The sequence below is a fragment of the Luteimonas sp. MC1782 genome, assembly GCF_014164605.1.
Taxonomy (GTDB): domain Bacteria; phylum Pseudomonadota; class Gammaproteobacteria; order Xanthomonadales; family Xanthomonadaceae; genus Luteimonas.
Genome location: NZ_JACJFT010000002.1, coordinates 420,991 through 444,904, shown reverse-complemented (window position 1 = coordinate 444,904; position 23,914 = coordinate 420,991). Strand labels below are relative to the sequence as shown.

The 23,914-nt window shown below is 70.8% G+C and carries 20 protein-coding genes and 1 riboswitch; of the genes, 8 read left to right on the top strand and 12 right to left on the bottom strand.

What is annotated here, in order from left to right:
* Positions 1–35 precede the first annotated feature (35 nt).
* Positions 36–1,292, top strand: coding sequence for a 6-phosphofructokinase (locus H5368_RS11480; RefSeq protein WP_182824713.1), 1,257 nt, complete (start codon positions 36–38; stop codon positions 1,290–1,292).
* Positions 1,293–1,305: 13 nt separating this feature from the next.
* Here the strand turns inward: H5368_RS11480 and H5368_RS11475 are convergent, their stop codons facing one another.
* Positions 1,306–1,836 (bottom strand): hypothetical protein, encoded by a 531-nt coding sequence (locus tag H5368_RS11475; RefSeq protein WP_182825284.1) that lies wholly within the window; start codon positions 1,834–1,836, stop codon positions 1,306–1,308.
* Between the two features lie 188 nt (positions 1,837–2,024).
* Between H5368_RS11475 and H5368_RS11470 the strand changes: the two genes are divergently transcribed.
* A complete protein-coding gene (locus H5368_RS11470; protein WP_182824711.1) occupies positions 2,025–4,055 on the top strand; it encodes a sodium-translocating pyrophosphatase in 2,031 nt (676 codons plus the stop codon).
* Between the two features lie 95 nt (positions 4,056–4,150).
* Here the strand turns inward: H5368_RS11470 and H5368_RS11465 are convergent, their stop codons facing one another.
* A complete protein-coding gene (locus H5368_RS11465; RefSeq protein WP_182824709.1) occupies positions 4,151–4,786 on the bottom strand; it encodes a hypothetical protein in 636 nt (211 codons plus the stop codon).
* A gap of 58 nt (positions 4,787–4,844) precedes the next feature.
* Positions 4,845–6,428 (bottom strand): M91 family zinc metallopeptidase, encoded by a 1,584-nt coding sequence (locus H5368_RS11460; protein WP_182824707.1) that lies wholly within the window; start codon positions 6,426–6,428, stop codon positions 4,845–4,847.
* Positions 6,429–6,631: 203 nt separating this feature from the next.
* Between H5368_RS11460 and ppa the strand changes: the two genes are divergently transcribed.
* Complete coding sequence (ppa, locus tag H5368_RS11455) at positions 6,632–7,162, top strand: inorganic diphosphatase (protein ID WP_182824704.1); 531 nt, start codon at positions 6,632–6,634, stop codon at positions 7,160–7,162.
* Positions 7,163–7,172: 10 nt separating this feature from the next.
* Here ppa and H5368_RS11450 read toward each other — a convergent pair whose 3' ends face one another.
* From H5368_RS11450 to thiC, 3 genes are all read right to left on the bottom strand, one after another.
* Positions 7,173–7,865, bottom strand: a complete 693-nt coding sequence (locus tag H5368_RS11450; RefSeq protein WP_182824702.1) for a two pore domain potassium channel family protein — start codon at positions 7,863–7,865, stop codon at positions 7,173–7,175.
* A gap of 33 nt (positions 7,866–7,898) precedes the next feature.
* Positions 7,899–8,501 carry a DUF4136 domain-containing protein gene (locus H5368_RS11445; RefSeq protein ID WP_182824700.1) on the bottom strand — a complete coding sequence of 201 codons (603 nt, stop codon included), beginning with the start codon at positions 8,499–8,501 and terminating at the stop codon, positions 7,899–7,901.
* 145 nt (positions 8,502–8,646) lie between these two features.
* On the bottom strand, positions 8,647–10,524 hold the full coding sequence (gene thiC / locus H5368_RS11440) for a phosphomethylpyrimidine synthase ThiC (protein ID WP_182824698.1): 1,878 nt from the start codon (positions 10,522–10,524) through the stop codon (positions 8,647–8,649).
* A 59-nt stretch (positions 10,525–10,583) separates the two neighbouring features.
* A riboswitch (TPP riboswitch) is annotated at positions 10,584–10,685 on the bottom strand.
* A gap of 62 nt (positions 10,686–10,747) precedes the next feature.
* Here thiC and H5368_RS11435 point away from each other — a divergent pair.
* Complete coding sequence (locus tag H5368_RS11435; protein WP_182824696.1) at positions 10,748–11,704, top strand: homoserine kinase; 957 nt, start codon at positions 10,748–10,750, stop codon at positions 11,702–11,704.
* Here H5368_RS11435 and H5368_RS11430 read toward each other — a convergent pair.
* Positions 11,653–14,868 carry an efflux RND transporter permease subunit gene (locus tag H5368_RS11430; protein WP_182825282.1) on the bottom strand — a complete coding sequence of 1,072 codons (3,216 nt, stop codon included), beginning with the start codon at positions 14,866–14,868 and terminating at the stop codon, positions 11,653–11,655. The two genes, H5368_RS11435 and H5368_RS11430, sit on opposite strands and share 52 nt — an antisense overlap.
* 5 nt (positions 14,869–14,873) lie before the next feature.
* Positions 14,874–15,968, bottom strand: coding sequence for an efflux RND transporter periplasmic adaptor subunit (locus tag H5368_RS11425; protein ID WP_182824694.1), 1,095 nt, complete (start codon positions 15,966–15,968; stop codon positions 14,874–14,876).
* An 82-nt stretch (positions 15,969–16,050) separates the two neighbouring features.
* Between H5368_RS11425 and H5368_RS11420 the strand changes: the two genes are divergently transcribed.
* From H5368_RS11420 to H5368_RS11410, 3 genes are all read left to right on the top strand, one after another.
* Positions 16,051–16,707: a TetR/AcrR family transcriptional regulator gene (locus H5368_RS11420; protein ID WP_182824692.1), complete on the top strand. Its 657-nt coding sequence runs from the start codon at positions 16,051–16,053 to the stop codon at positions 16,705–16,707.
* A 126-nt stretch (positions 16,708–16,833) separates the two neighbouring features.
* Entirely contained in the window at positions 16,834–17,487 is a 654-nt protein-coding gene (locus H5368_RS11415; RefSeq protein WP_182824690.1) for a protein-L-isoaspartate O-methyltransferase, read from the top strand.
* A 26-nt stretch (positions 17,488–17,513) separates the two neighbouring features.
* Positions 17,514–18,926 (top strand): TolC family outer membrane protein, encoded by a 1,413-nt coding sequence (locus H5368_RS11410; RefSeq protein ID WP_182824688.1) that lies wholly within the window; start codon positions 17,514–17,516, stop codon positions 18,924–18,926.
* A gap of 51 nt (positions 18,927–18,977) precedes the next feature.
* On the opposite strand, the gene waaA is transcribed toward H5368_RS11410, so the two are convergent.
* A complete protein-coding gene (waaA, locus tag H5368_RS11405) occupies positions 18,978–20,288 on the bottom strand; it encodes a lipid IV(A) 3-deoxy-D-manno-octulosonic acid transferase (RefSeq protein ID WP_182824686.1) in 1,311 nt (436 codons plus the stop codon).
* A 67-nt stretch (positions 20,289–20,355) separates the two neighbouring features.
* Between waaA and lpxL the strand changes: the two genes are divergently transcribed.
* Positions 20,356–21,261 carry an LpxL/LpxP family Kdo(2)-lipid IV(A) lauroyl/palmitoleoyl acyltransferase gene (gene lpxL / locus H5368_RS11400; RefSeq protein WP_182824684.1) on the top strand — a complete coding sequence of 302 codons (906 nt, stop codon included), beginning with the start codon at positions 20,356–20,358 and terminating at the stop codon, positions 21,259–21,261.
* On the opposite strand, the gene H5368_RS11395 is transcribed toward lpxL, so the two are convergent.
* The 3 genes from H5368_RS11395 to H5368_RS11385 are packed head-to-tail and all read right to left on the bottom strand — an operon-like array spanning position 21,227 to position 23,904.
* On the bottom strand, positions 21,227–22,567 hold the full coding sequence (locus H5368_RS11395) for an O-antigen ligase family protein (RefSeq protein WP_182824681.1): 1,341 nt from the start codon (positions 22,565–22,567) through the stop codon (positions 21,227–21,229). The two genes, lpxL and H5368_RS11395, sit on opposite strands and share 35 nt — an antisense overlap.
* On the bottom strand, positions 22,551–23,678 hold the full coding sequence (locus tag H5368_RS11390) for a glycosyltransferase (protein WP_182824679.1): 1,128 nt from the start codon (positions 23,676–23,678) through the stop codon (positions 22,551–22,553). Before H5368_RS11390 ends, H5368_RS11395 begins: the two co-directional genes overlap by 17 nt.
* Before the next feature lie 25 nt (positions 23,679–23,703).
* A complete protein-coding gene (locus H5368_RS11385; RefSeq protein WP_182824677.1) occupies positions 23,704–23,904 on the bottom strand; it encodes a zinc-finger domain-containing protein in 201 nt (66 codons plus the stop codon).
* Positions 23,905–23,914 lie beyond the last annotated feature (10 nt).

Here is a 23,914-nt window from a genome sequence, read left to right as displayed (position 1 = left end):
GGCCCGGCGCCCGAACCCCCAGAACGGAATCCACGATGTCCAAAGGTACCCTGCTCTACGCACAGTCCGGTGGCGTGACCGCCGTCATCAACGCCACCGCCTCCGCGGTGATCACCGAGGCCCGGGCACGCAAGGTGCGCGTGCTGGCCGCCCGCAACGGCATCCTCGGCGCCCTGCGCGAGGAGCTGATCGACACCGCGAAGGAGCCGGCGGCCGCAATCCGCGCCCTGGGGCATACCCCGGGCGGTGCCTTCGGCTCTTGCCGCTACAAGCTGAAATCGCTCGACGCCGACCGCGCCAAGTACGAGCGCCTGCTCGACGTGCTGCGCGCCCACGACGTGCGCTGGTTCCTCTACAACGGCGGCAACGATTCCGCCGACACCGCCAACAAGGTCTCTCAGCTGGCCCGCGAGTTCGACTATCCGCTGACCTGCATCGGCGTGCCCAAGACCGTAGACAACGACCTGGTGGTGACCGACTGCTGCCCCGGGTTCGGCTCGGCGGCGAAATACACCGCGGTCTCGGTGCGCGAGGCGGCGCTGGACGTGGCGGCGATGGCCGACACCTCCACCAAGGTGTTCGTGTACGAGGCCATGGGGCGCCACGCCGGCTGGCTGGCGGCCGCCGCGGGCCTCGCCGGCAATGGTCCCGACGAGGCACCGCACCTGATCCTGTTCCCGGAGCGCCCGTACGACGAGGCCGATTTCCTGGCCCGCGTGCAGAAGGTGGTCGACCGCGTCGGCCATTGCGTGGTGGTGGCCAGTGAAGGCATCCGCACCGCCGACGGCAGTTTCGTCGCCGACGCCGGCGGCGGCAAGGATTCCTTCGGCCACACCCAGCTCGGCGGCGTGGCCTCGTACCTGGCGGGCCGGGTCAAGGACAGCCTGGGACTCAAGGTGCACTGGACCCTGCCCGACTACCTGCAGCGCTCCGCGCGCCACATCGCCTCGAAGACCGACCTCGACCAGGCCCTGGCCGTCGGCAAGGCGGCGGTGCGCTACGCCCTGGAAGGCCGCAACGCGACCATGCCGGCGATCATCCGCACATCCGACGCGCCCTATCGCTGGAAGATCGAGCCCGCGCCCCTGGACCGCATCGCCAACCGCGAGAAGACCATGCCCAAGGGCTTCATCCGCCGCGACGGCCACGGCATCACCGCCGCCGCGCGCGCCTACCTGGAGCCACTGATCCGTGGCGAGGCCTACCCGCCCTACGGCCGCGACGGCATGCCGAAGTACGTGACGCTGAAGAACGTGGCGGTGGCGAAGAAGCTGGCGGCCTGGGGGGGCTGAGCGCCCGCCAGGATCAGCCGCCGCAGGCCTTGCCTTCCACCGACATCGCGGCGGCGAACATCGGCACCGCCGCGATCCTGCCAGCGGCGGCGGCCTGCTTCGATTCTTCAAGGTAGATCCGCGACTGGCCCTGGCCGTCGAGCTTCTGCGTCTGGTCGACCGGCTTGCGCCACACGCGCACCACCGCCTGTTGCGTGGGGCAGGCGGAACTGGCGACCCGGATCAGGTCGTTGAACTTCCAGCCGGTGGCCACCGAAGGTTTCGCCTTCCCGGCGTCGACGAAGCGCGCGCGTGGCTGGCAGTTGGCGCTGGTGCGCACCACGGCAAAGCGGTAGGGCTTGGCGGCGTCGCCAGTGAACACGCCTTCGATGCGCGCGCAGGCTTCCGGGATCTGGCGCAGCGTGTGCGCCGCGCCGATCGCCTGCGGCGCAATCGCACCGCGGGTGATTTCGGGCAGCGGGTCGGCGGCCCGTGAGGGCGCGGCGGACACGGCCGCCGGGACGGCGACAACGGCGGCACCTGCGAGCAGCACGGTCAAGGCGATGCGCATGGCGCACTCCGATGGAACGGGGGAACGCAGGCTGGCACGCGGCGGCTGAATCGATCCTCCACGCCGATCCAGCGGCCGCACAGCCGGCCCACATGCCGCGCTGCGGCGCGGCAATACGCGGTGATGACCCTGTGCCATAGTCGGGCGGTTGCGTTTCGCGACCACACCCTGGGGAGGGTTTCATGCTCGAGCAGCAAGCTTTGTGGCTGGCACTGGTCTGTGCCGGCCTGGCGATCATCTACGGCATCCTTTCCGCGCGCTGGATCCTGGCGCGGCCCGCGGGCAACGACCGCATGCAGCAGATCGCGGCCGCGATCCAGGAAGGTGCCGGTGCGTACCTTCGGCGCCAGTACGCCACCATCGCGATGGTGGGCGTGGTGCTGTTCTTCGTGATCGGTTTCGTGCCGGCACTGGGCTGGCCGACCGCGATCGGCTTCGCCATCGGCGCGGCGCTGTCGGGCCTCGCCGGCTTCATCGGCATGTTCGTCTCGGTGCGCGCCAACGTGCGCACCACGCAGGCCGCCACGGTGAGCCTCAATGACGCGCTCGCGGTGAGCTTCCGCGGCGGCGCGGTGACCGGCATGCTGGTGGTCGGCCTGGGCCTGCTCGGCGTGGCCGGCTATTTCATGTACGTCATCGGCCAGGGCCGCGACGAAGGTTCGGTGGTCGCCGCGCTGCAGCCGATGATCGGCCTGGCGTTCGGCTCTTCGCTGATCTCGATCTTCGCGCGTCTGGGCGGCGGCATCTTCACCAAGGGTGCCGACGTCGGCGCGGACCTGGTAGGCAAGGTCGAAGCCGGCATTCCCGAGGACGACCCGCGCAACCCGGCGGTGATCGCCGACAACGTCGGCGACAACGTCGGCGACTGCGCCGGCATGGCCGCCGACCTGTTCGAGACCTACGCGGTCACGATCATCGCCTCGATGCTGGTCGCCGGCATCGCCTTCACCACCTACGGCTGGGCCGGCGTGGTGTATCCGCTGGTGCTGGGCGCGGCGTCCATCGTCGCCTCGATCATCGGCACGTTCTTCGTCAAGGTGCGCGCCGGCGGCAAGATCATGAACGCGCTGTATCGCGGGCTTGCGGTGTCCGGCGTGCTGGCGGCCATCGCGTTCTGGTTCATCACCGCCGACATGTTCGAAGCATCGCTGGCGCTGCCGCTGTTCTGGTGCGCGATCGTGGGACTGGTGCTCACCGGGCTGCTGGTGGTGATCACCGAGTACTACACCGCCACCGAATACGCGCCGGTGCGCGGTGTCGCCAAGGCTTCCGAGACCGGCCACGGAACCAACGTGATCGCGGGCCTTGCGGTGTCGATGAAGTCGACCGCGGCACCGGTGATCGTGGTCGCGGCCGCGATCTGGACCTGCTACCAGCTGGCCGGCCTGTACGGCCTGGCGGTCGCCGCCACCGCGATGCTGTCGATGGCGGGCATGATCGTGGCGCTGGACGCCTACGGCCCGATCACCGACAACGCCGGCGGCATCGCCGAGATGGCCAGCCTGCCGCCGGAGATCCGCGAGACCACAGACGCGCTCGACGCGGTGGGCAACACCACCAAGGCGGTCACCAAGGGCTATGCGATCGGTTCGGCGGGCCTTGCGGCGCTGGTGCTGTTCGCCGACTACGCGCACAAGCTGCAGCTGTCGGGCACGGCCACCAACTTCTCCATCGAGAACCCCAACGTGGTCATCGGCCTGTTGATCGGCGGCATGATCCCGTACCTGTTCGGCGCGATGGCGATGCAGGCCGTTGGTCGCGCGGCGGGCGCGGTGGTGGAGGAAGTGCGCCGCCAGTTCCGCGAGATCCCCGGCATCATGGAAGGCACCGGCAAGCCGCAGTACGACCGCGCGGTGGACCTGCTGACCCGCTCCGCCATCCGCGAGATGATCATTCCCTCGCTGCTGCCGCTGGCCATACCGGTGATCGTCGGCCTGACGCTCGGCGCCGACGCGCTGGGCGGACTGCTGATGGGCACCATCGTGACCGGCCTGTTCCTGGCGATCTCGATGTGCACCGGCGGCGGCGCCTGGGACAACGCCAAGAAGTACATCGAGGAAGGCCACCACGGCGGCAAGGGCTCCGAGGCGCACAAGGCCGCGGTCACCGGCGACACCGTCGGCGATCCCTACAAGGACACCGCCGGCCCGGCCATCAACCCGCTGATCAAGGTGACCAACATCGTCGCCCTGCTGCTGGTGCCGCTGCTGTAAGGACGGCGGGCGAAACCACGAAAAAAGCGGCCTCCGGGCCGCTTTTTTTTTGGCTCTGAGTGCGCGCGCCCGGCGCAGTGGCCCGGGCCAGCGCGTCAGCCGGCCTCGAACGTCCCCGTCGCGGGATCGAACCACGGCGTACACAGCATCTGCTGCGTTTGGGCCATGTCGAACGACGCGGTCCACACGGCGACATCGCCTGCGGAGTCGGCAGCTTCGAAGGCCGCGTCATCGAACGGCTCCACGCCCAGGCACCAGCGCACGCGCGCGCCCGCGCTGCCCAGTGACAGGTCGAAGGCAAATGCGCCGTCCCGGCTGTCCCCAGCGGCAAGCTTCGACGCCAGGGGCACCGGGGGCACCGTGGGCGACGGGCTGGGCAGGGCGCGTGCCGCGTGCAACAGGACCAGTCCGTCTTCGCCATCCTCGAAGCGCGGGGCGGGGATGTCGCCCGCCACCAGCTTCTTCGTCATCACAGCGTGCCGGTCACCGCGATCGAACACCGCAAGCGCGTCCTGCCCGGTGTTGCTGACGCGATAGCGCACGGCCAGTGCGTCGCCTTCCGGATCGAAGGCAACCTCCAGGCGCGCCCCTTCCCCTTCAACAACGGTACGCGCGACGTGGTCTTCCTCATGCATCTGCCTGGGCTCCGTTTTCTCCTGGGCGCCCACGGCATGCGGAGCGAAGAGGACTGTGCACAAGACCGCGGCAGCGGCTCGCGGGGTGGCGCTCATCACCATGCTGGATCACCTGTGACCATGCGGAGGAGAGAGGATGGACCCTGGAGCGCACTCAGGCCAGCGTGTAGGCCAGGCGATCCGGGAGACCGAGCTCCTCGCGGAAGCCGTTCTCGGTCAGGTGGTCGGGATTGGCGGTGGTCGGCGCGGTAGCCGGATCGCCGTCGAAGTCATGGGCGGGAGCGCTTGTCTCCAGGCCGACAGCCTGGCGCTCCGCGTTGGCCACGTTGCGACGCGGGGCGCCGTCGGGGCCCTCGCCACGGTAGGTGCCCGGCTGGAAGCTGCCGTTCACGCCGTTGTAGGCGTGCGACATCTCGTGGTACAGCACGACGACCGGTGCCGGGAACGCATCCATGTGGAAGGAGGGGTTGTAGCTGATGTCGACGTCGCCACCGGCGCCGGCACGTCCATTGCGGATGTCGGCGTCGCGGCTGAAGGTCTGCGCATAGCCGTTCTGCTCGTTGGCCAGCTCCTTGATGGTCACGGTGTTGCCCTTGGCGTCGGCGGCCTTGTCGAACTCGGCCAGCATCTGCTGGCCGACGGGCGACGCGCGCAGGAAGTCGATTTCCGACCGGATGCGCTGCACGAAGGCTTCCGAGCCCTCGATGCGGATCGTGCTGCCGGCGCTGGCGTCGATGGCGACATTGAGCACGCTCGGCGTGGCGCCGGTGGCGGCGTTCACCAGGTCGCCGATTTCGGCATGCACCACGGTGTTGTCGCCCGCGTTGTCGATGACATCATCGCCCGCGCCGGCATACACCCGGCTGGGGCCCTCCCCGACGGTGATGCGATCGTTGCCGGTGCCACCGGACAGGATGTCGCTCACGCCCCCGCCCCTGATGCTGTCGTTGCCGGCGCCACCCTCGATGAAGTTGGTGCCGCGGCCTGCGGTGACCTGGTCGTCGCCGTCGCCGCCGTGGAGGATGTTCACGCCGTCGCCGCCGGTGATGGTGTCGTTGCCGCTGTTGCCGAACACGTCGTCGCGGCCGGCACCGCTGCTGATCACGTCATCGCCCGCGCCGCCATCGATGCGGTCGTCGCCGGCGCCGGTGGTGATGGCGTCGTCGCCGTCGCCGCCTTCGATCACGATGTTGACCTGCACGTTCGACGCCACTTCGATCACGTCGTCGCCGGCACCGGCGCGGATGGTCAGCTCCTGGCCCTGGCCCAGGCGGACCTCGTAGTTCTCACCGTTGACCTGCACGTCGAGCGTGCCGTCGTCGCGCTGCCTGACGCCCACCTTGTCGTCGCCGGCGCCGGTGGTGAACACCAGCTGGTCGCTGCTGATGTAGCCGTCGGCATTCGTGCGCTCGCGTGCGATCGACACCTGGCCGTCCCTGTGCAGCGGATCGACCAGGATCGGCTTGCCATCGGGCGTGCTGCGCTGGCTGCGCTCGCCGCTGTTGGTGGCGGTGCCGTCGACCTCGACCGCCTGCTGCTCCGCATTGCCAGGAGCTTCGGAGACCGGTTCGTTGCCGTCGAGGTCGCTCGCGTGCGGCGCCGATGCCTCGCTGCCAAGCGCGTCCGGACCATGGTCGTGTCCGTCGTACGGGTCCGACGGGTTGTTCCAGTAGCCCGCGCGGTTGAGGTGGGCGGCGGCACTTGCGCCTGGATCAAACTGGGCGGACTGGACGGTCATGGACGCACTCGCTCGCTGGGGATACGGGAGCGTATGTTTCGCCGCCGCGGCGCTGCGACCAAGCTGGGGCGTACCCCACCTCGGGTCGGCCCGGCGCCCTTCAGGCACGCGCCGCCTTTGCTGCATCGCAGCAGGGGCGCGTAGAATCGACGGTTTCCGCCACGGCCCGGGCGCCTGCCCCGCCGACCACCACTGGAGCCACCATGGGCCTGGACCATGTGAAGACCGGCAACAATCCGCCGGACGAAATCAACGTCATCATCGAGATCCAGAAGGACGCCGAGCCCGTCAAGTACGAGGTCGACAAGGAGTCCGGTGCGATCTTCGTCGATCGCGTGCTGTCCACGCCGATGCGCTACCCCTGCAATTACGGCTACGTGCCGCACACGGTCTGCGGTGACGGCGATCCCGCCGACGTGATGGTGATCCTGCCGCTGCCGCTGGTGCCGGGCTCGGTGATCCGCTGCCGTCCGGTGGGCGTGCTGCGGATGGTCGACGAGGCCGGCCAGGACGAGAAGATCCTGGCGGTGCCCGACCCCAAGGTGTTCGCCGGCTATGCCCACGTCCAGGACCTCGACCAGGTCTCCAAGCACTGGCTGGAGCGCATCGGCCACTTCTTCGAGCACTACAAGGATCTCGAGAAGGGCAAGTGGGTGAAGATCGACGGGTGGGGCGACGCGGCCGAGGCCAAGGCGATCCTGCGCGAGGCGATGGCGCGCTACCAGCAGGGCTGAGCCCGGCGGCTCACCGCGTGCGCCGCTGGTGGCGGACCACGGTGAGCGCGATCACCCGCCCGACCACGGCGGCGATGTAGCCCACGCCGGCGAACTGCTCCAGCATCGACAGCGCGCGCGCCGGCGCACCGATCGCTTGCACGTCGCCGTTGCCCACGCCGGACAGCGTGGAAAAGCTCAGGTGCAGCAGTTCGATCCACCGGCGCGGGCGATCCGGCTCCACCATGCCGGTGAAGCTCCCGGGAAACAGGGCCTGGCAGACGATGTAGGCGTAGGCGAAGGCCCACGCCAGCAGCGTGAACGTGGCAGCCGCGGCGAACAGCTCATCGGCGCTGACCTCGTGGTCTTCCAGCATGTAGTGGATGAGGCTGCCGGCCGCATAGAAGTACAGCAGTGACTCCAGCACCGCCGAGGCGGTGGCGAAGCCCGGTTTCTGGAGCGCGATCGCCAACGCCGACATGGCGATCGCCGGAATCGCGAGCAGCCATGCGATCCAGTTGGCCGAATGGCTTCGGCGCACCACCCAGACCGCCAGCGGCACCACCACCAGCGCCAGCGCGCCGAAGGCGAGGCGCCCGTCGCGGGTGCCGTCGATCGCCGGATACACCAGCAGGCTCAGCAGCTGTGCGGCGAGCAGGAGCGCTGAAGGATGGCGGCTCGCCAAGGCCGGCCAGCGCGACCCCGCCAGTGACGGTCGTGGCATGCGGCGTCTCAGGAGCCCATCGCGGTGACGCGCTTACTCGACAGGCGTGCGCGAACCCGCGCGATGCGGGTAGGCGGCGAAGATGTCGGCAATGGTGGCGTCGATGCCCGCGTCCCGCTTTGCCGCGTCGAGGTTGCGCGATACGCGCCCCACCGCGATGCCTTCCCACACCAGCGCGTTGCGCCGCGCGTCCACCAGGTCGATGTTCATCGTGCCCTCGGTGTAGCGGTGCACCGTGGTGCGGTCATGCCAGTACGGCATGGCGACGTAACCACGCGCGCGGTAGCTGTAGTAGTACGCGTAGTCGACGTCGGGAATGCTGCTGACGTCGGTGCGTTGCTGCATGTAGGCGTTGATGTTGAGCCACAGGTCGGGATCGTTTTCGCTGTAGCGGTAGCCACGCGATTCCATCTGCGCGCGGGCGGCCGCCTTCATGCGGCCGCTCACCAGGCTGGCATAGCCCTCGCGTTCGATCGCCAGCGGCGAATAGAACGCGAAGCTGCGGTAGGCGGAGAAGTCGGCGCGGGGATCGGAGTCCGTGCTGATGCGCGGACCCGTGGCGCAGGCCGCCAGCAGGGCAAAGGCACAGCCCAGCAGCAGCCAGCGCAGCAATGACGTCGGGCGCTTGCGGGTCATGGCGGATCTCCGTTCAGGTCTGGCCTGAAACTAGCATGCCGTCCGCCGACCCGGCGTGAGCCTTGGCCGCCGCTGACCGTCCGTTCCATCCGCGTTGCTTAACGGTACAGCCGGCAGCGGTCGCGCCCGCTGCCGGTCCGCCCGCCTACTCCCGCCGGTAGACCTCGGCCCCCGCGGCGAGGAACTCGGCCGACTTGTCGGCCATGCCCGTCTCGAGTGCCGCGGCGTCGTCGACGCCCTGGGCCGCCGCGTACTCGCGCACGTCCTGGGTGATCCGCATCGAGCAGAAATGCGGGCCGCACATGCTGCAGAAGTGCGCCAGCTTGTGCGCGTCCTTCGGCATGGTCTCGTCGTGGTACTCGCGGGCCCGGTCGGGATCGAGCCCGAGGTTGAACTGGTCGTCCCAGCGGAACTCGAAGCGCGCCTTGCTGAGCGCGTTGTCGCGCACCTGCGCGCCTGGATGGCCCTTGGCGAGGTCGGCGGCGTGGGCGGCGATCCGGTACGCCATCAGGCCGTCGCGCACGTCGGCGCGGTTGGGCAGGCCGAGGTGCTCCTTCGGCGTCACGTAGCAGAGCATGGCGGTGCCGAACCAGCCGATCATCGCCGCGCCGATCGCGCTGGTGATGTGGTCGTAGCCGGGCGCGATGTCGGTGGTCAGCGGCCCGAGCGTGTAGAACGGCGCCTCGCCGCACTCGGCCAGCTGCTTGTCCATGTTTTCCTTGATCAGCTGCATCGGCACGTGGCCGGGGCCTTCGACCATGGTCTGCACGTCGTGCTTCCAGGCGACCCTGGTCAGCTCGCCAAGGGTTTCAAGCTCACCGAACTGCGCCGCGTCGTTGGCGTCGGCGATGCAGCCCGGGCGCAGGCCGTCGCCGAGCGAGAAGGCCACGTCGTAGGCCTTCATGATCTCGCAGATGTCCTCGAAGTGCGTGTACAGGAAGCTCTCGCGGTGGTGCGCCAGGCACCACTTGGCCATGATGCTGCCGCCGCGCGAGACGATGCCGGTGACCCGCTTCGCGGTGAGCGGCACGTAGCGCAGCAGCACGCCGGCGTGGATGGTGAAGTAGTCGACGCCCTGCTCGGCCTGCTCGACGAGCGTGTCGCGGAAGATCTCCCAGGTCAGTTCCTCGGCGCGGCCATCGACCTTCTCCAGTGCCTGGTAGATCGGCACCGTGCCGATCGGCACCGGCGAGTTGCGGATGATCCACTCGCGGGTCTCGTGGATGTGCTTGCCGGTGCTGAGGTCCATGACATTGTCCGCACCCCAGCGCGTCGCCCACACCAGCTTTTCCACTTCCTCGGCAATACCGGACGACACGGCGCTGTTGCCGATATTGGCGTTGACCTTGGTCAGGAAGTTGCGGCCGATGATCATCGGCTCGCTCTCGGGGTGGTTGATGTTGCAGGGCAGGATGGCGCGGCCACGCGCAATCTCGTCGCGCACGAACTCCGGGGTGATGGACGACTGGATGCTGGCGCCGAAGGACTCGCCGGGGTGTCGCAGCAGCAGCGTGGCATCGCGCACGGCGTCGAGGCGCTGGTTCTCGCGGATGGCGACGTATTCCATCTCCGGCGTGACAGTACCCTGGCGCGCGTAATGCATCTGGGTGACGTTGGCGCCGGCCTTGGCGATCCGCGGCAGGCGGCGGTTGGGAAAGCGCACCGCGTCGAGTCGGGCGTCCGACTCGCGGCTGCGGCCGAACGCCGAGCTGATCGCCGGCAGCAACACGGTGTCGCCGCGTTCTGCGATCCATTGCGCGCGCAGCGGCGCCAGGCCGGCCGAGAGGTCGATACGCGCGTCGGGATCGGTATAGGGGCCCGACGCGTCGTAGACCGCGATCGGCGGATTGTCCTCGCCGCCGAACAGTGTCGGCGTCTGCGACTGGTGGATTTCGCGCATCGCCACGCGAAGGTCGGAGCGCGATCCCTGCACATGGATCTTGCGCGAGCCGGTGATCGGGCTGGTGACGGTGTCGGAAAGCTGTGCGGCCTGCTGCTGCAGGCTGGCGGGCTGGGCATTCATGGCGTTCGTCCTGGTGGATGGCTGGACGAAGCGGCGGCGCCGGACGCACGGAGCGTGCCCGTGGTTCCCGCGAAGCTTCCCTACGCCGGTATCAGCCGGATCAGGTTCGAAGGGTGTTTCTCAACCACGCCGTGCCGGCCGCGGTACCCCCGCTTCAACGGGCATTGCACCACGTTGCCCGCGCCCGGGCCAGCCCGTGCCGCGCGCGGCATAATTGCCGGCCATGACCGACACCCGCGCTCGCCCGCTTTCCGCCACCGCCTTCGCCCCGGCCAGCGTGGGCAACATCGGCGTGGGCTTCGACCTGCTCGGGCACACCATCGACGGACCGCGCGACGTCGCCCACGTGCGCCGGATCGACGCACCCGAAGTGCGCATCGACGCCGTGCGCGGCGACGTGCGCGGCGTGGCGACGATCCCGCTGGACGCTGCCGCCAACACCGCCGGCCTCGCGCTGCAGTCGCTGCGCTCGGCGCTGGCGCTGCCCTACGGCTTCGCAGTGGAGCTCGACAAGGGCATCGCGCTCGGCTCCGGGCTTGGCGGCTCGGCGGCATCGTGCGTCGCCGCGCTGGTCGCCGCCAACGCGCTGCTCGATGCGCCGCTGCCGCGCGAGGCGCTGTATCCGTTCGCGCTCGACGGCGAATGGGCGTCCACCCACAGCCGCCAGGGCGACAACGTCGGGCCGATGCTGATCGGCGGCGTGGCGATGGCCACGCCGACGCGTCTGCTGGCGCTCGCCGTGCCCGCGTGGCTGCACTGCGTGGTGGTGCATCCGGACCTGGTGCTGGAGACCCGCGACGCGCGCGCGGTGCTGTCCGCGCCCTACGCGCTCGCCGAGGTGGTCGCGCATTCCACCCATCTCGCGCTGTTCCTCACCGGGCTGGCACGCGGTGATGCGTCGCTGATCGCCGACGGACTGCGCGACCTGCTGGTGGAGCCGCGCCGCGCGCCGCTGATCCGCGGATTCAATGCGGTCCAGGCCGCGGCCATGGACCATGGCGCGCTGGGTGCGAGCATTTCCGGTGGCGGGCCAAGCTGCTTCGCGTGGTTCGACAGCCGCGCAGGCGCGGAGCGGGCGGCGCCGGCGATGCGCGCCGCGTTCCTCGATGCGGGCTGCGACGCGCGCGCCTACGTTTCGCCGGTGGCCGGTCCGCGCGCGGAGTTGCTTGGCGACAGCTGAACCGCCAGCGGCTCGTCGCGTCGCACCTTGAACCAGGCCGCGTACAGCGCCGGCAGGAACAGCAGCGTCAGCACGGTCGCGACCGTCAGCCCGCCCATGATCGCCACCGCCATCGGCCCGAAGAACAGCGAGCGCGACAGCGGCACCATCGCCAGGATCGCCGCCAGCGCGGTCAGCACGATCGGCCGGAAGCGGCGCACGGTGGCGTCGACGATCGCATCCCAGCGCGCGTGGCCGGCGTCGATGTCCTGCTGGATCTGGTCCACCAGGATGATCGAGTTGCGCATGATCATGCCGGCCAGCGCGATGGTGCCGAGCATCGCCACGAAGCCGAACGCGACGCGGAACACCAGCAGGAACAGCACCACGCCGATCAGCCCCAGCGGCGCCGTCAGCAGCACCAGCGCGCTGCGCGAGAAGCTGCGCAGCTGCAGCATCAGCAGTGTCACCACCACGAACAGGAACAGCGGCAGCCCCGCCTTGATCGAGTCCTGCCCACGCGTGGCGTCCTCGACCGTGCCGCCGGTCTCGAGCAGGTAGCCCTGCGGCAGCGCCGCGCGGATGGCGTCGAGCGTCGGCAGGATCTGTGCGACCACGGTCGGCGGCGTGGTCACACCGCGCACGTCGGCGCGCACGGTCACCGTGGGCAGGCGGTTGCGGTGCCAGATGATGCCTTCCTCGAACGCGTACTCGAGGCGCGCGACCTGCGCCAGCGGCACCGACTGGCCGCTGGCGGTCGGGACCGCCAGGCTGCCCAGCATGTCGAGCCGCGTGCGCTCGTCCGCCGGCCCGCGCATCAGCATGCCGACCAGCTCGTTGCCGTCGCGGTACACGCTCACCTGCAGCCCGGACAGCGATCCGGCGAGGAACTGCGCGAGCTGCTGCGAGCTGACGCCGAGCACGCGCGCGCGCTCCTGGTCGATCACCAGCCGCACCACCTTGCTCGGCTCGTCCCAGTCGAGGTTGACGTTGGCCGCGTGCGGATTGGCGCGCACCTGCGCGGCCACCTCGAGGGCGATCGCGCGCACGCGCTCGATGTGCTCGCCCGATACCCGGAACTGCAGCGGATAACCCACCGGCGGCCCGTTCTCCAGGCGCGTCACCCGCAGTTGCAGGCCGGGGAACGCAGGCGCGACCTCGTCGAGCAACCAGCCGCGCAGGCGTTCGCGGGCGTCGACGTCTTCGCCGCGCACCACGAACTGCGCGAAGTTCGCCGCCGGCAGCTGCTGGTCGAGCGGCAGGTAGAAGCGCGGCGAGCCGGTGCCCACGTAGGCCACGTAGCTGGCCACGCCGTCCTGCGCCTGAAGCAACGCCTCCATGCGCGCGACTTCGTCCGCGGTGGCGCGCAGCGAACTGCCCTCCGCCAGCTCCAGGTCGACCATCAGCTCGGGGCGCTGCGAGTCGGGGAAGAACTGCTGCGGCACGAAGCGGAAGATCAGCACCGACACCAGCAGCAAGGCCACGGTGCTGCCGATCACCAGCCAGCGACGCTCCAGGCACCACTCCAGCAGGCGCCGGAAACGGCGATAGAACGGCCGCTGGTAGGGATCGCCTGCATGGCCGTCGCCCAACGGCGGCGGCGCCAGCAGCACGGCGTACTGCGGCCAGCGGTCGGCCCAGTGCAGGCGACGCGCGCGCCAGCGCCCGGCGATGGAGCGCGGCGACGGCGCGACCGGATGCGCGAGGTCGGGCAGCATGCGCTCGCCGAGCAGCGGGATGAATAGCACCGCCACCACCCACGACACGATCAATGCGATGCCCACGACCTGGAACAGCGAGCGCGTGTACTCGCCGGTCGACGACGCCGCGGTCGCGATCGGCAGGAACCCCGCCGCGGTGACCAGCGTGCCGGTGAGCATGGGGAACGCCGTGTGCGACCAGGCGTAGCCGGCCGCGGTGACGCGGTCGAAGCCCTGCTCCATCTTAATGGCCATCATCTCCACCGCAATGATCGCGTCGTCCACCATCAGGCCCAGCGCCAGCACCAGCGCGCCGAGCGAGATCTTGTGCAGGCCGATGCCGAAGTACTGCATCACCGCGAAGGTCAGCGCCAGCACCAGCGGGATCGACACCGCCACCACCAGCCCGGTGCGGAAGCCCAGCGAGAAGAAGCTCACCAGCAGCACGATCGCCACCGCTTCCACCAGCACGCGCATGAACTCGCCGACCGATTCGCGCACCGCCTGTGGCTGGTCGGACACCTGCGCGAGCTGCATGCCCGCCGGTAGCGCGTCCTGCTGGCGCGCGAACTCCGAATGCAGCGCTCCGCCGAGGCGCAGGATGTCGCCGCCATCGCGCATCGCCACCGCGATGCCGATCGCGTCCTCGCCCATGAAGCGCATGCGCGGCGCGGCGGGATCGGCGAACCCGCGGCTCACCGTGGCCACGTCGCCCAGGCGCAGCGTGCGGTCGCCGGCGCGCACCGGGAAGTCGCGGATCTCGTCCAGCGAGCGGAACGCGCCATCGACACGCAGCTGCACGCGCTCGCTGCCGGTCTCGAAGAAGCCCGCTCCGGTGACCGCGTTCTGCGCCGCCAGCGCCTGCTGCAGCGACGCCAGCGGAATGCCGAGCGTGGCCAGCTTGGCGTTGGCGACCTCGATCCAGACCTTCTCGTCCTGCAGGCCGACCAGCTCCACCTTGCCGACGTCGGGCAGGCGCTGCAGCTCGAGTTCGATGCGCTCGGCGTAGTCCTTGAGCACCGCGTAGTCGAAGCCTTCGCCGGTCAGCGCATAGATGTTGCCGAAGGTGTCGCCGAACTCGTCGTTGAAGAATGGCCCCACCACGCCCTCCGGCAGCGTGGCGCGCATGTCGCCGACCTTCTTGCGCACCTCGTACCAGAGTGCCGGCACGTCCCTGGAACGCATCGAATCGCGCGCCATGAAAATGATCTGCGACTCGCCCGGGCGCGAGTACGAGCGGATCAGCTCGTAGCGGCCGGTGGCCATCAGCGTGCGCTCGATGCGCTCGGTGACCTGGCTGGCGACATCCTCGGCGGTGGCGCCCGGCCACACGGTGCGCACCACCATCGCCTTGAACGTGAACGGTGGATCCTCGGACTGGCCGAGCTGCCTGTACGACCATGCGCCCACCACCGCCGCCACCAGCATCGCGTACAGCACCAGCGTGCGGTTGCGCAGCGCCCACTCGGACAGGTTGAAGCGCATGCCGCTCACGGCGACGGGTTGACGGGGCGGTTGTCGCTGTCAACCGGGGCCACGGCCTGGCCTTCGCGCAGCAGGTGCCCGCCGGCCACCACCACCCAGTCATCGGCCGACAGCCCGGCCAGCACCGGTACGCGCTCGGATCCGAATGGGCCCAGCTCCACCGGCACGGCCTTCAGGCGCGCGTCGCCATCCACCACCCACACGCTGGCCGTGCCGTCGGCACCGCGCTGCACTGCAGGCAGCGGCACCGACAGCGGCACGGCGCCGGCCGCGCGCACGAACACGCGGGCGCTCTGGCCAAGGTCGACGCGGCCCGCGGCATCGGCGTCCAGCGCCACGCGCGCGGCATAGGTGCGCGCCTGCGCATCGGCGGCCGGGGCGATCTCGCGGATCGTGCCGTCCAGGCGCACGCCCGGCGCGCTCCACAGCTCGACCTTGACCGGCTGGCCGATCGTGAAATCGCGGATCCGCGATTCAGGCAGCGCGATCGCCACCTCGCGGCCGCCGTCGCCGGCGAGCGTGAACACCGTCTGCCCCGCCGCGACCACCTGGCCGGCTTCGGCCTGGCGGCTGGCGATGACGCCCGCGGCGGGCGCGCGCAGCGTGGCGTAGCCGGACTGGTTGCGTGCCACGTCCAGCTGCGCGCGCGCCGCACGCGCCTGGCCGGCGGCGGCCTGGTAGGTGGCCTCCTGCGCGTCGCGCGTCGAGCGGCTGACCAGTTGGTCCTCGGCAAGCGCGGCGTAGCGCGCCCGGTCGGCGCGGGCGCGGACCAGTTCGGCCTCGGCGGCGGCAAGCCGGGCCTGCGCGGCACCGGCCTCAAGCGCGAAATCGCCGGGATCGAGTTCGGCAAGCAGCACGCCGCGCTCGACGCGGGCGCCGACATCGACCGCGCGCCGCACCAGCATGCCACCCACCCTGAACGCCAGCGGGCTCTCTTCGCGGGCACGCACCTCGCCGGCGAACGCGGCGACGCCCGCGCCGGACGCGGCGGGATGCGCCACCAGCACCGGTCTCGGCGGCGGCTCGGCCGGCGTGCGCTCGCCACAGGCGGCCAGGCTGGAAACAATGGCACCCGCCAGCAACCAGGACCGCCTTGCCATGGCCTCTCCGTGTTGGCCGCGTGGCCATGGGAAAACGGCGGTCATCCTATAATTATCAAACTCCATGGTCTAGTATTTGGACATGTCCGCCTGCGCAGCCCAGCCCCCTCCCCGACCCGCGCCTGGCAGGCCCAAGGACCTGGCCAAGCGCGCCGCGATCCTGGATGCCGCCAAGCAGATGTTCACGCGCCAAGGGTTCGACGGCGCCAGCATGGACCAGATCGCGACGCTGGCCGGCGTGTCCAAGCTCACCATCTACAGCCACTTCGGCGACAAGGACGCGCTGTTCGTCGCGGCGGTGAACGCCGCCTGCGAGCAGCAGTTGCCCACGGCGCTGTTCGAGCCATCCCCCGATACCCCGCTGCGCGAGCGGCTGATGGACATCGGTCGGGCCTACCACGCGCTGGCCACGGCGCCGGAAGCGGTGGCCAGCCACCGCATGCTGTGCGTGCCCCGGGTCGACTCCACGCTGGCCTGCAAGTTCTGGAATGCCGGGCCGGCTCGGCTGCACGAGGCATTTGCCGCGCTGTTGGCGCGGCGGCAGACCGCCGGCGAACTCGACGTCGGCGATCCGGCGCGCGCCGCCGGGCATTTCTTCTCGCTGGTCAAGGGCGAGGCGCATGCGCGCCTGGTCATCGGCTACCCCGATACCGCGACGAAAACCGACGTGGAAGCGCACCTCGCGTCCTGCGTCGACCTGTTCCTGCGCGCCTTCGCAGGCCGCCGCGAGGCCGACTGAGCGCCCCGCCGGCGGTCCCGGTGACTTCCGGCACTCAAGGCCGCGCCGCCCGCGCCACCATGCTGTCAGCGTGCCTTCCCGCGATTTCACCTAAAATGGCCGGTCACCCAGACCGCCAGGCTCCCAATGACCCTTGATTACGCCAAAGCCCGCGAAGCCATGGTCGAACAGCAGGTTCGTCCGTGGGAGGTGCTCGACACCCGCGTCCTCGACGTGATCGTGCGGCTGCCGCGCGAATCCTTCGTTCCGGCCGCGCACCGCGCGCTCGCCTATGCCGACCTCGAGATCCCGCTTGCCCAAGGCGAGTCGATGATGAAGCCGGTGGTCGAAGGCCGGGCCTTGCAGGCGCTGGCGCTCGACGGCAGCGAGGACGTGCTCGAGATCGGCACCGGCAGCGGCTACCTGGCTGCGTGCCTCGGCCGCCTCGCGCGTTCGGTGCTCAGCATCGAACGCCACGGCGACCTCGCCGCCACCGCCCTCGCCACCCTGCACGCGGAAGGCCTGGACAATGTCGACGTCGAGCACGCCGATGCCTTCGCCTGGAACACCGACCGCAAGTTCGATGCGATCTGCGTCACCGGCGGCGTCGACGTGGTCCCGCCCCACTTCCTCGGCTGGCTGCGTCCCGGCGGCCGCATGTTCATCGTCCGTGGCCGCGCGCCGGTGATGGAGGCGGTGCTGATGCACGCCGACGTCAACGGTGCGCGCACGGAATCGTTGTTCGAGACCGACCTGGCCTACCTGGCCGGCGCGGCCCCCGTGCCGGCATTCGCGTTCTGAACGCCAGTCCACACCAAGGATCCTCCATGACCCGTCGTCCCCTCGTCCTCGCGCTCCTCCTGGCACTGCTGCCCGCCGCGGCATCGGCCGAAGACCTGCTGCAGGCCTACGAGCAGGCCCGCAACAGCGATCCGACCTTTTCCGCCGCCGAATCCAGCCGGCTCGCGACGCGCGAAGGCGCGGTGCAGGCGCGCGCGTCGCTGCTGCCCCAGATCGGCGGCAGCGCGTCGCTGTCGCGCTCGCGCACCGAGACCTCGGGCCGCGACATCGACGAACTTACCGGACAGTCCTTCGTCGGCCGCAGCAAGTCCGAAGTGACGTCCCGTTCGCTGGGCGTGAACCTCAACCAGGCGGTGCTCGACCTGGGCCGCATCAGCAACCTTCGCTCGCAGCGCGAACTGGCCACCGCGGCCGACTTCACGCTCGACTCGGCCGGCGACTCGCTGATCACCCGCACCTCGGCGGCGTACTTCAACGTGCTGGTCGCCATCGAGACCCTGGCCGCGGCGCAGGCGCAGGAGGCGGCGTTGAAGAAGCAGTTCGACTTCGCCGACAAGCGCCTGGAAGTCGGCCTGGCGCCGATCACCGACGTGCACGAAGCCCGCGCGCAGTACGACAGCGCGCGCGCCAACACCATCGTCACCGGCAACGCGCTCGAGGACGCCTACCAGGCGCTGCGCCAGATCACCGGTACCGATGTCCGCAACCTCAAGGGCCTGCCGGAAGACTTCCGCCCCGCGCTGCCCACCGAGCAGGCCGTCGACGGCTGGGTTTCCAGCGCGGTCGAGAACAACCCGGGCCTCAAGGCGCTGGAACACCAGCTGCAGGCCGCCGGGCACGATGTCGGCACCGCGAAGGCGGGCCACCTGCCCACGATCTACCTGTCCGGCAGCTACGGCGACACCGACCGCTGGGGCGACCCCACGGCGTTGCCGGGCGGCGCCATCGCCCGGCTCGACGCCGAGTCGAAGTCGCGCAGCGTGGGCCTGACGCTGGACGTGCCGATCTTCGCCGGCGGCGCCACCCAGTCCCGCGTACGCCAGGCCATCGCCACCCGCGACGTGCGCCAGGACCAGTACGAGGCCGAGCGCCGCGCGCTGGTGCGCGAGACGCGCAATGCCTACCAGACGCTGGTGGCCGGCATCAGCGAGGTCGAGGCGCGCAAGGCCGCGGTGTTCTCCGCACGCAGCGCGTACGACGCCTCGCAGGTCGGACTGGAAGTCGGCACGCGCACGGTGCTCGACGTTCTCAACAACCAGCAGACGCTGTTCAACGCCGAGCGCGAGTACGCGCTGGCGCGCTACAACTTCCTGCAGAACCGGCTGCTGCTGGAGCAGGCGGCCGGCACCATCGACATCGCAAGCGTGCAGGACGTCAATCGCCTGCTGACCGTCGACGCCGAGACGCGCCTGCAGGCGCCAGGCACCAACGGCCGCTGAGCGCGGCAGTTGGCGGCAAGGCAAACAGGGCGCTTCGGCGCCCTGTTGCGTTCAGGGCGCCGGCGGCAGGTCCGGCGCGATCAGCTCCATGGTGCGCGCCAGTGCGCCACGCCCGGCCTTCACCAGCTGCAGGCCCGCCTGGGCCATTGCCTCGTGCGCCTGGTCATCGGCGAGCAGCCCGGCCACCGCCAGGCCGACCGCGTCGGCATCGGCGGCGATGCGCAGCGCACCGGCTTCGTCGAGCTGGCGTGCGATGTCGCTGAAATTGTGCAGGTGCGGCCCGGTCACCACGGCCACGCCCAGCGCCGCCGGCTCGAGCAGGTTGTGTCCGCCGACCGGCTGCAGGCTGCCGCCCACGAAGGCCACGCGCGCGCAGGCATAGAACTGCGCCAGCTCCCCGAGCGTGTCGATCACGAACACGTCGTCGTTGCCGTCAGGCCAATGCGTGAACTGGCGCGTCGCCACCCGCCAGCCTGCTTCCACGCAGGCCTGGGTGACGGCGCGGAAGCGTTCCGGATGGCGCGGCGCCCACAGCAGCAGCAGCGTCGGCCAGCGCTCGCGCAGGCGGCGATGGATGGCGATGACCGCCGCTTCCTCCTCGGGGTGCGTGCTGGCCGCGATCCACGCCATGCGGCCACCGCTGTGCCCGGCGAACGCGGCGGCGGTGCGGCGCGCCGCGTCGTCCACGGTGATGTCGAACTTGAGGTTGCCGAGCACGGTGACCGCCGCGGGCTCGGCGCCCAGGCGCACGAAGCGCTCGCCGTCGGCCTCGGACTGCGCGGCGACGCGCGCCAGCGTGCGCAGCGCCCGCGCCACCAGCGAGCGCAGCACGCGGTAGCCACGCAGCGACCGCTCCGACAGGCGCGCGTTGACCAGGTAGGCCGGAATGCCGTGGTCGCGGCAGCAGAACAGGAGGTTCGGCCACAACTCCGTCTCCAGCACCAGCGCGAGTCGCGGCCGGTGGTGGTCGAGGAACCGCCGCACCGCACCGGACAGGTCATAAGGCAGGTACACGTGGTCGACCCGGTCGCCCCACAGCGCCTGCACCCGGGATGAGCCGGTCGGCGTGATGGTGGTCACCAGCAGGCGAAGGTCGGGCCGCGCGGCCAGCAGCGCGTTCACCAGCGGCGCCGCGGCATTCACTTCGCCCACCGATACCGCGTGCACCCACACGCACTCGCCCGCGGCGGGTGGTGCGCGATAGATCGCGTAGCGCTCGTCCCAGCGCTGCAGGTAGCCGACCTGGCGGAATCCGCGCCAGATCAGGTGGTACACCGTGACCGGCACCAGCAGGTACAGCACGGCCGAATACAGCGCGCGCAGCAGGCGTTCAACGGCGCGTTCGCTAGGGGCGGCCTTCATGCGGCAAGGATAGCGAAGCCGCCGCGCCTGCGGCGGGCCGGTCGGCCCCGACCGGTAGAATCCCTGCATGGCCGACCTCGATCACTCGCCGCCGCTGGCGCCGCGCCACTGGCCCACCTGGCTCGGCATCGGCGTGATGGCGCTGCTGGCGCGCCTGCCATGGCCACTGCAGCGTTCCCTGGGTCGCGCGCTCGGCGCATTGCTGCGCACCACGCTGCCGCGGCGCCGCGACATCGCCGCGCGCAACATCGCGCTGTGCTTCCCCGGGCTCGACGCCACCGCGCGCGAGGCGCTGCTGCGCCGGCACTTCGCCGCGATCGGCATCGGCCTGTTCGAATTCGCGCGCGCCTGGTGGGGCTCGGTGGCACCGCTGCGCCGCGGGCTGGTGGTCGAAGGCCTCGAGCACGTGCACGCGGCGCGCGCCGACGGGCGCGGGGTGATCGTGGTCTCCGGGCACTTCACCACGCTCGAGGTCTGCGGCCGGCTGATGTGCGACCACATCCCGCTGGCCGGCATGTACCGGCCGCATGCGCAGGCGGCCATGGAATGGGCGGTGCGCCGCGCCCGCGCCCGCTATGCCGCGGCGATGTTCCCCAAGCAGGACCTGCGCGGCGCGGTGCGCCATCTCAAGCGCGGCGGGCTGCTCTGGTACGCGCCCGACCAGGACCCGAGCCGCGGCGACAGCGTGTTCGTGCCGTTCTTCGGCCAGCCCGCGCACAGCCTGAAATCCACCCACCAGCTGGCGCGGATGTCGGGCGCGGCGGTGGTGTTCTACCAGCACGCGCGCCGCGACGACGGCGGCTACACGCTGCGGCTGTTCCCCGCGACCGCCGGATATCCGACCGCGGACGCGGTGGCCGACACCGCCGAGGTCATGGCCGCGATCGAGACCATGGCGCGCGCCGCGCCCGAGCAGTACCTGTGGATCCACCGCCGCTTCAAGCGGCGTCCGGACGGGGGCTCGGTGTACTGACGCGCGCCAGCAGGCTGCCGGCATACAGCGCGGCCAGCATCAGCGTCAGGCCACCCCAGAACGTCGAATAGAACGCCAGGTGGGTGTTGAGCGGGAACACCGTTACCAGCAGGGCCAGCATCGCCGGCCGCGCGCGCTCGCGCGCGGCGACGTCGGCGAAGCGCCAGGCGCGCAGCGCCAGCGCCAGGCCCGCCAGCCACAGCAGCAGGCCGATGGCGCCGGTTTCGCTCAGCACCTCGAGCACGACCTGGTGGGCGTGCAGCGCCGGCCCTTCACCCCAGGCCGGCACTTCGCCGGACTGCGGATCGCAGGCCGGGAACGCCTCGCGGAAGCCGCGCGCACCGACGCCATTGACCGGGTGCGCGCGCGCCATGCACAGCGCCGCGCCCCAGATCCGCGTGCGGCCGGACAGCGCGCTGTCGACGCCGGTCTCGTCCGCCGACAGCGCATGGGTGGTGCGTTCGATGCGGTCGCGGACCTCCGGCGACGCGAGCCCGAGCGCCAGCACCGTGGCCAGGCCGAACGCGAACACCAGCAGCAGGCGCTTCCAGCCGAGCAGGCGCCAGCCGGACAGCACCAGCACCAGCGCGTAGGTCAGCCACGACGCGCGCGAGCCCGCGAACACGATCACGATGCCGATCGCCGCGGCCGCCACCACCCAGCCCGCCGTGCGCCAGCGTCGTCCGGCGGCGTACAGCGCAAACGGCGACAGGCTGGCCAGCACCACGCCGAGCTTGAGGTTGCAGGGCCCGAGCACGCCGCCCAGGCGGTCGACGCGCGCCAGTTCGTCGAGGTTGCACATCGGCCGCCCGCTGATTGCCTGCTTGGCGGCATCGATCCCCCAGAACAGCGGGCTGGTGCCGAAGGCGACTTCGGCCAGCGCGTCCAGCGTCCACACGCCCACGATCACCGCCAGCCCGATGAAGGTCAGCCGACGCCCGCGCTCGCTGGCCACGGCGATCGCCACCAGCCACAGGAACGGCAGGTAGCGCAGGTCGACCGCGGCTTCGCGCAGCGCGCGCGCCGGATCCACCGCGTCCGGGGCGGACAGCAGTTCCGGCAGCCAGTAGGCGAAGAACAACACGCTGGTCAGCGCCCACGCCGGCCCGCTGAGCAGCACGGCGCCGCCGCGGAAACGCGCGGCGAGCAGTTTGACGATCGCCAGCAGCGCACCCAGCACCATCACGCCCTCGGCATAACCCGGGGCAGGCCAGAGGGCGACGAAAGCCAGTACCCAGTGCGGTGCCCAGCGCCATCCGGCGGTTGCGGGCGCGCCTGCCGGCAGCGTGTCAGCGGAGTTCGTCATAGACCGAGAGCGTGGCGTCCTGCATGGTGCGGAGCAAGTAGGTCACGGGAATGGCCGGCATCGTAGCCGGTCGCCGTGACGGCTGTCCGAGCAGCGCGCGCGCGCGCGCGCGAAGCGCCGCGGCATCGAACGCGGGCACCGCGCCCTCCGGCTGCAGCTCGCGCAGCAGTTCCCCCACGCCGCCATGGTCCCAGCCCAGCACCGGACGGCCGACCGCCCATGCCTCGACCACGGTGCGCCCGAAGGCTTCCGGCTTGCGCGACAGCTGCAGCACCAGGCCGCTGGCGGCGTAGGCATCGGCGATGGCCGACGTCGGCGCGGCGATCACCACCGCCCCGGCGATGCCGAGCGTGGTCGCGGACGCCTCGAGCTCGGCCACGTAGGCCGCGCGCGCCGGGTCGCGCGCGCCCGGCATCCACAGGCGTGCGTCCAGGCCGTCGGAGCGCAGCGCGGCCAGCAGCGCCAGCGCATCGCCATGCCCCTTGAGCCGCGTACCGCGACCCGGCAGCAGCAGCAGCGGGCCGGCGCCGCCCAGGCGGCTGTCGGCCGCGGCGGCGCGCGCGCGCGCGGCCGGGTCCGGCCACGGAGCGCGCGGGAACGATGCGGGATCGATGCCACGCGGGATCACGCGCAGGCGCGATGGATCGATGCCGGGATACGCGCGCAGCACGTAGGCGCGCACGGTGTCGGACACGCAGATCACGCGTTCGCCGCGGGTCATGATCGCGCTGTATCGCGAAGGCGAGTTCAGGCCGTGGACCGTGGTCACCAAGCGCGGGCGATGCGACTCGGGCATCCCGCGCAGCGCGCGCCAGGCGATCCACGCCGGCAGCCGCGAGCGTGCGTGCACGATATCCACGCCGTGTTCGATGCACAGCCGGCGCAGCGGCCGCACCAGGCCCAGCGTGGCCAGCGCCTTGCGGCCCAGCGCCAGGTCCACGTGCAGCGCACCGGTGGCCCGCAGCGCCGGCAGCAGGCGCCCGCCCGCCGATGCGACCAGGGCATGGTGGCCGGCACGCACCAGCGCCGCGGCGATTTCGATGGTGGATCGCTCGACGCCGCCGGACTCCAGCGCCGGCAACACCTGCAGGACCGTCAGCGGCCGGTGCATGCGCCCGCGGCCGCCCGTGCCGGCCTCAGTCGACCAGCACGAAGTGCGCGCTGCAGTACGGGCAGTCAGCCTGGCCGCCGTCGGCTTCGATCGGCAGGTAGACGCGCGGATGCGAGTTCCACAGCGCCATCGCCGGCAACGGGCAGCTGAGCGGCAGGTCGGCGCGCCGGACCTCGTACTGCGTCTGGGCGTTGGCCACGGTGGACTGCGTCGGGGCGGTGGACATGGTTGCGATG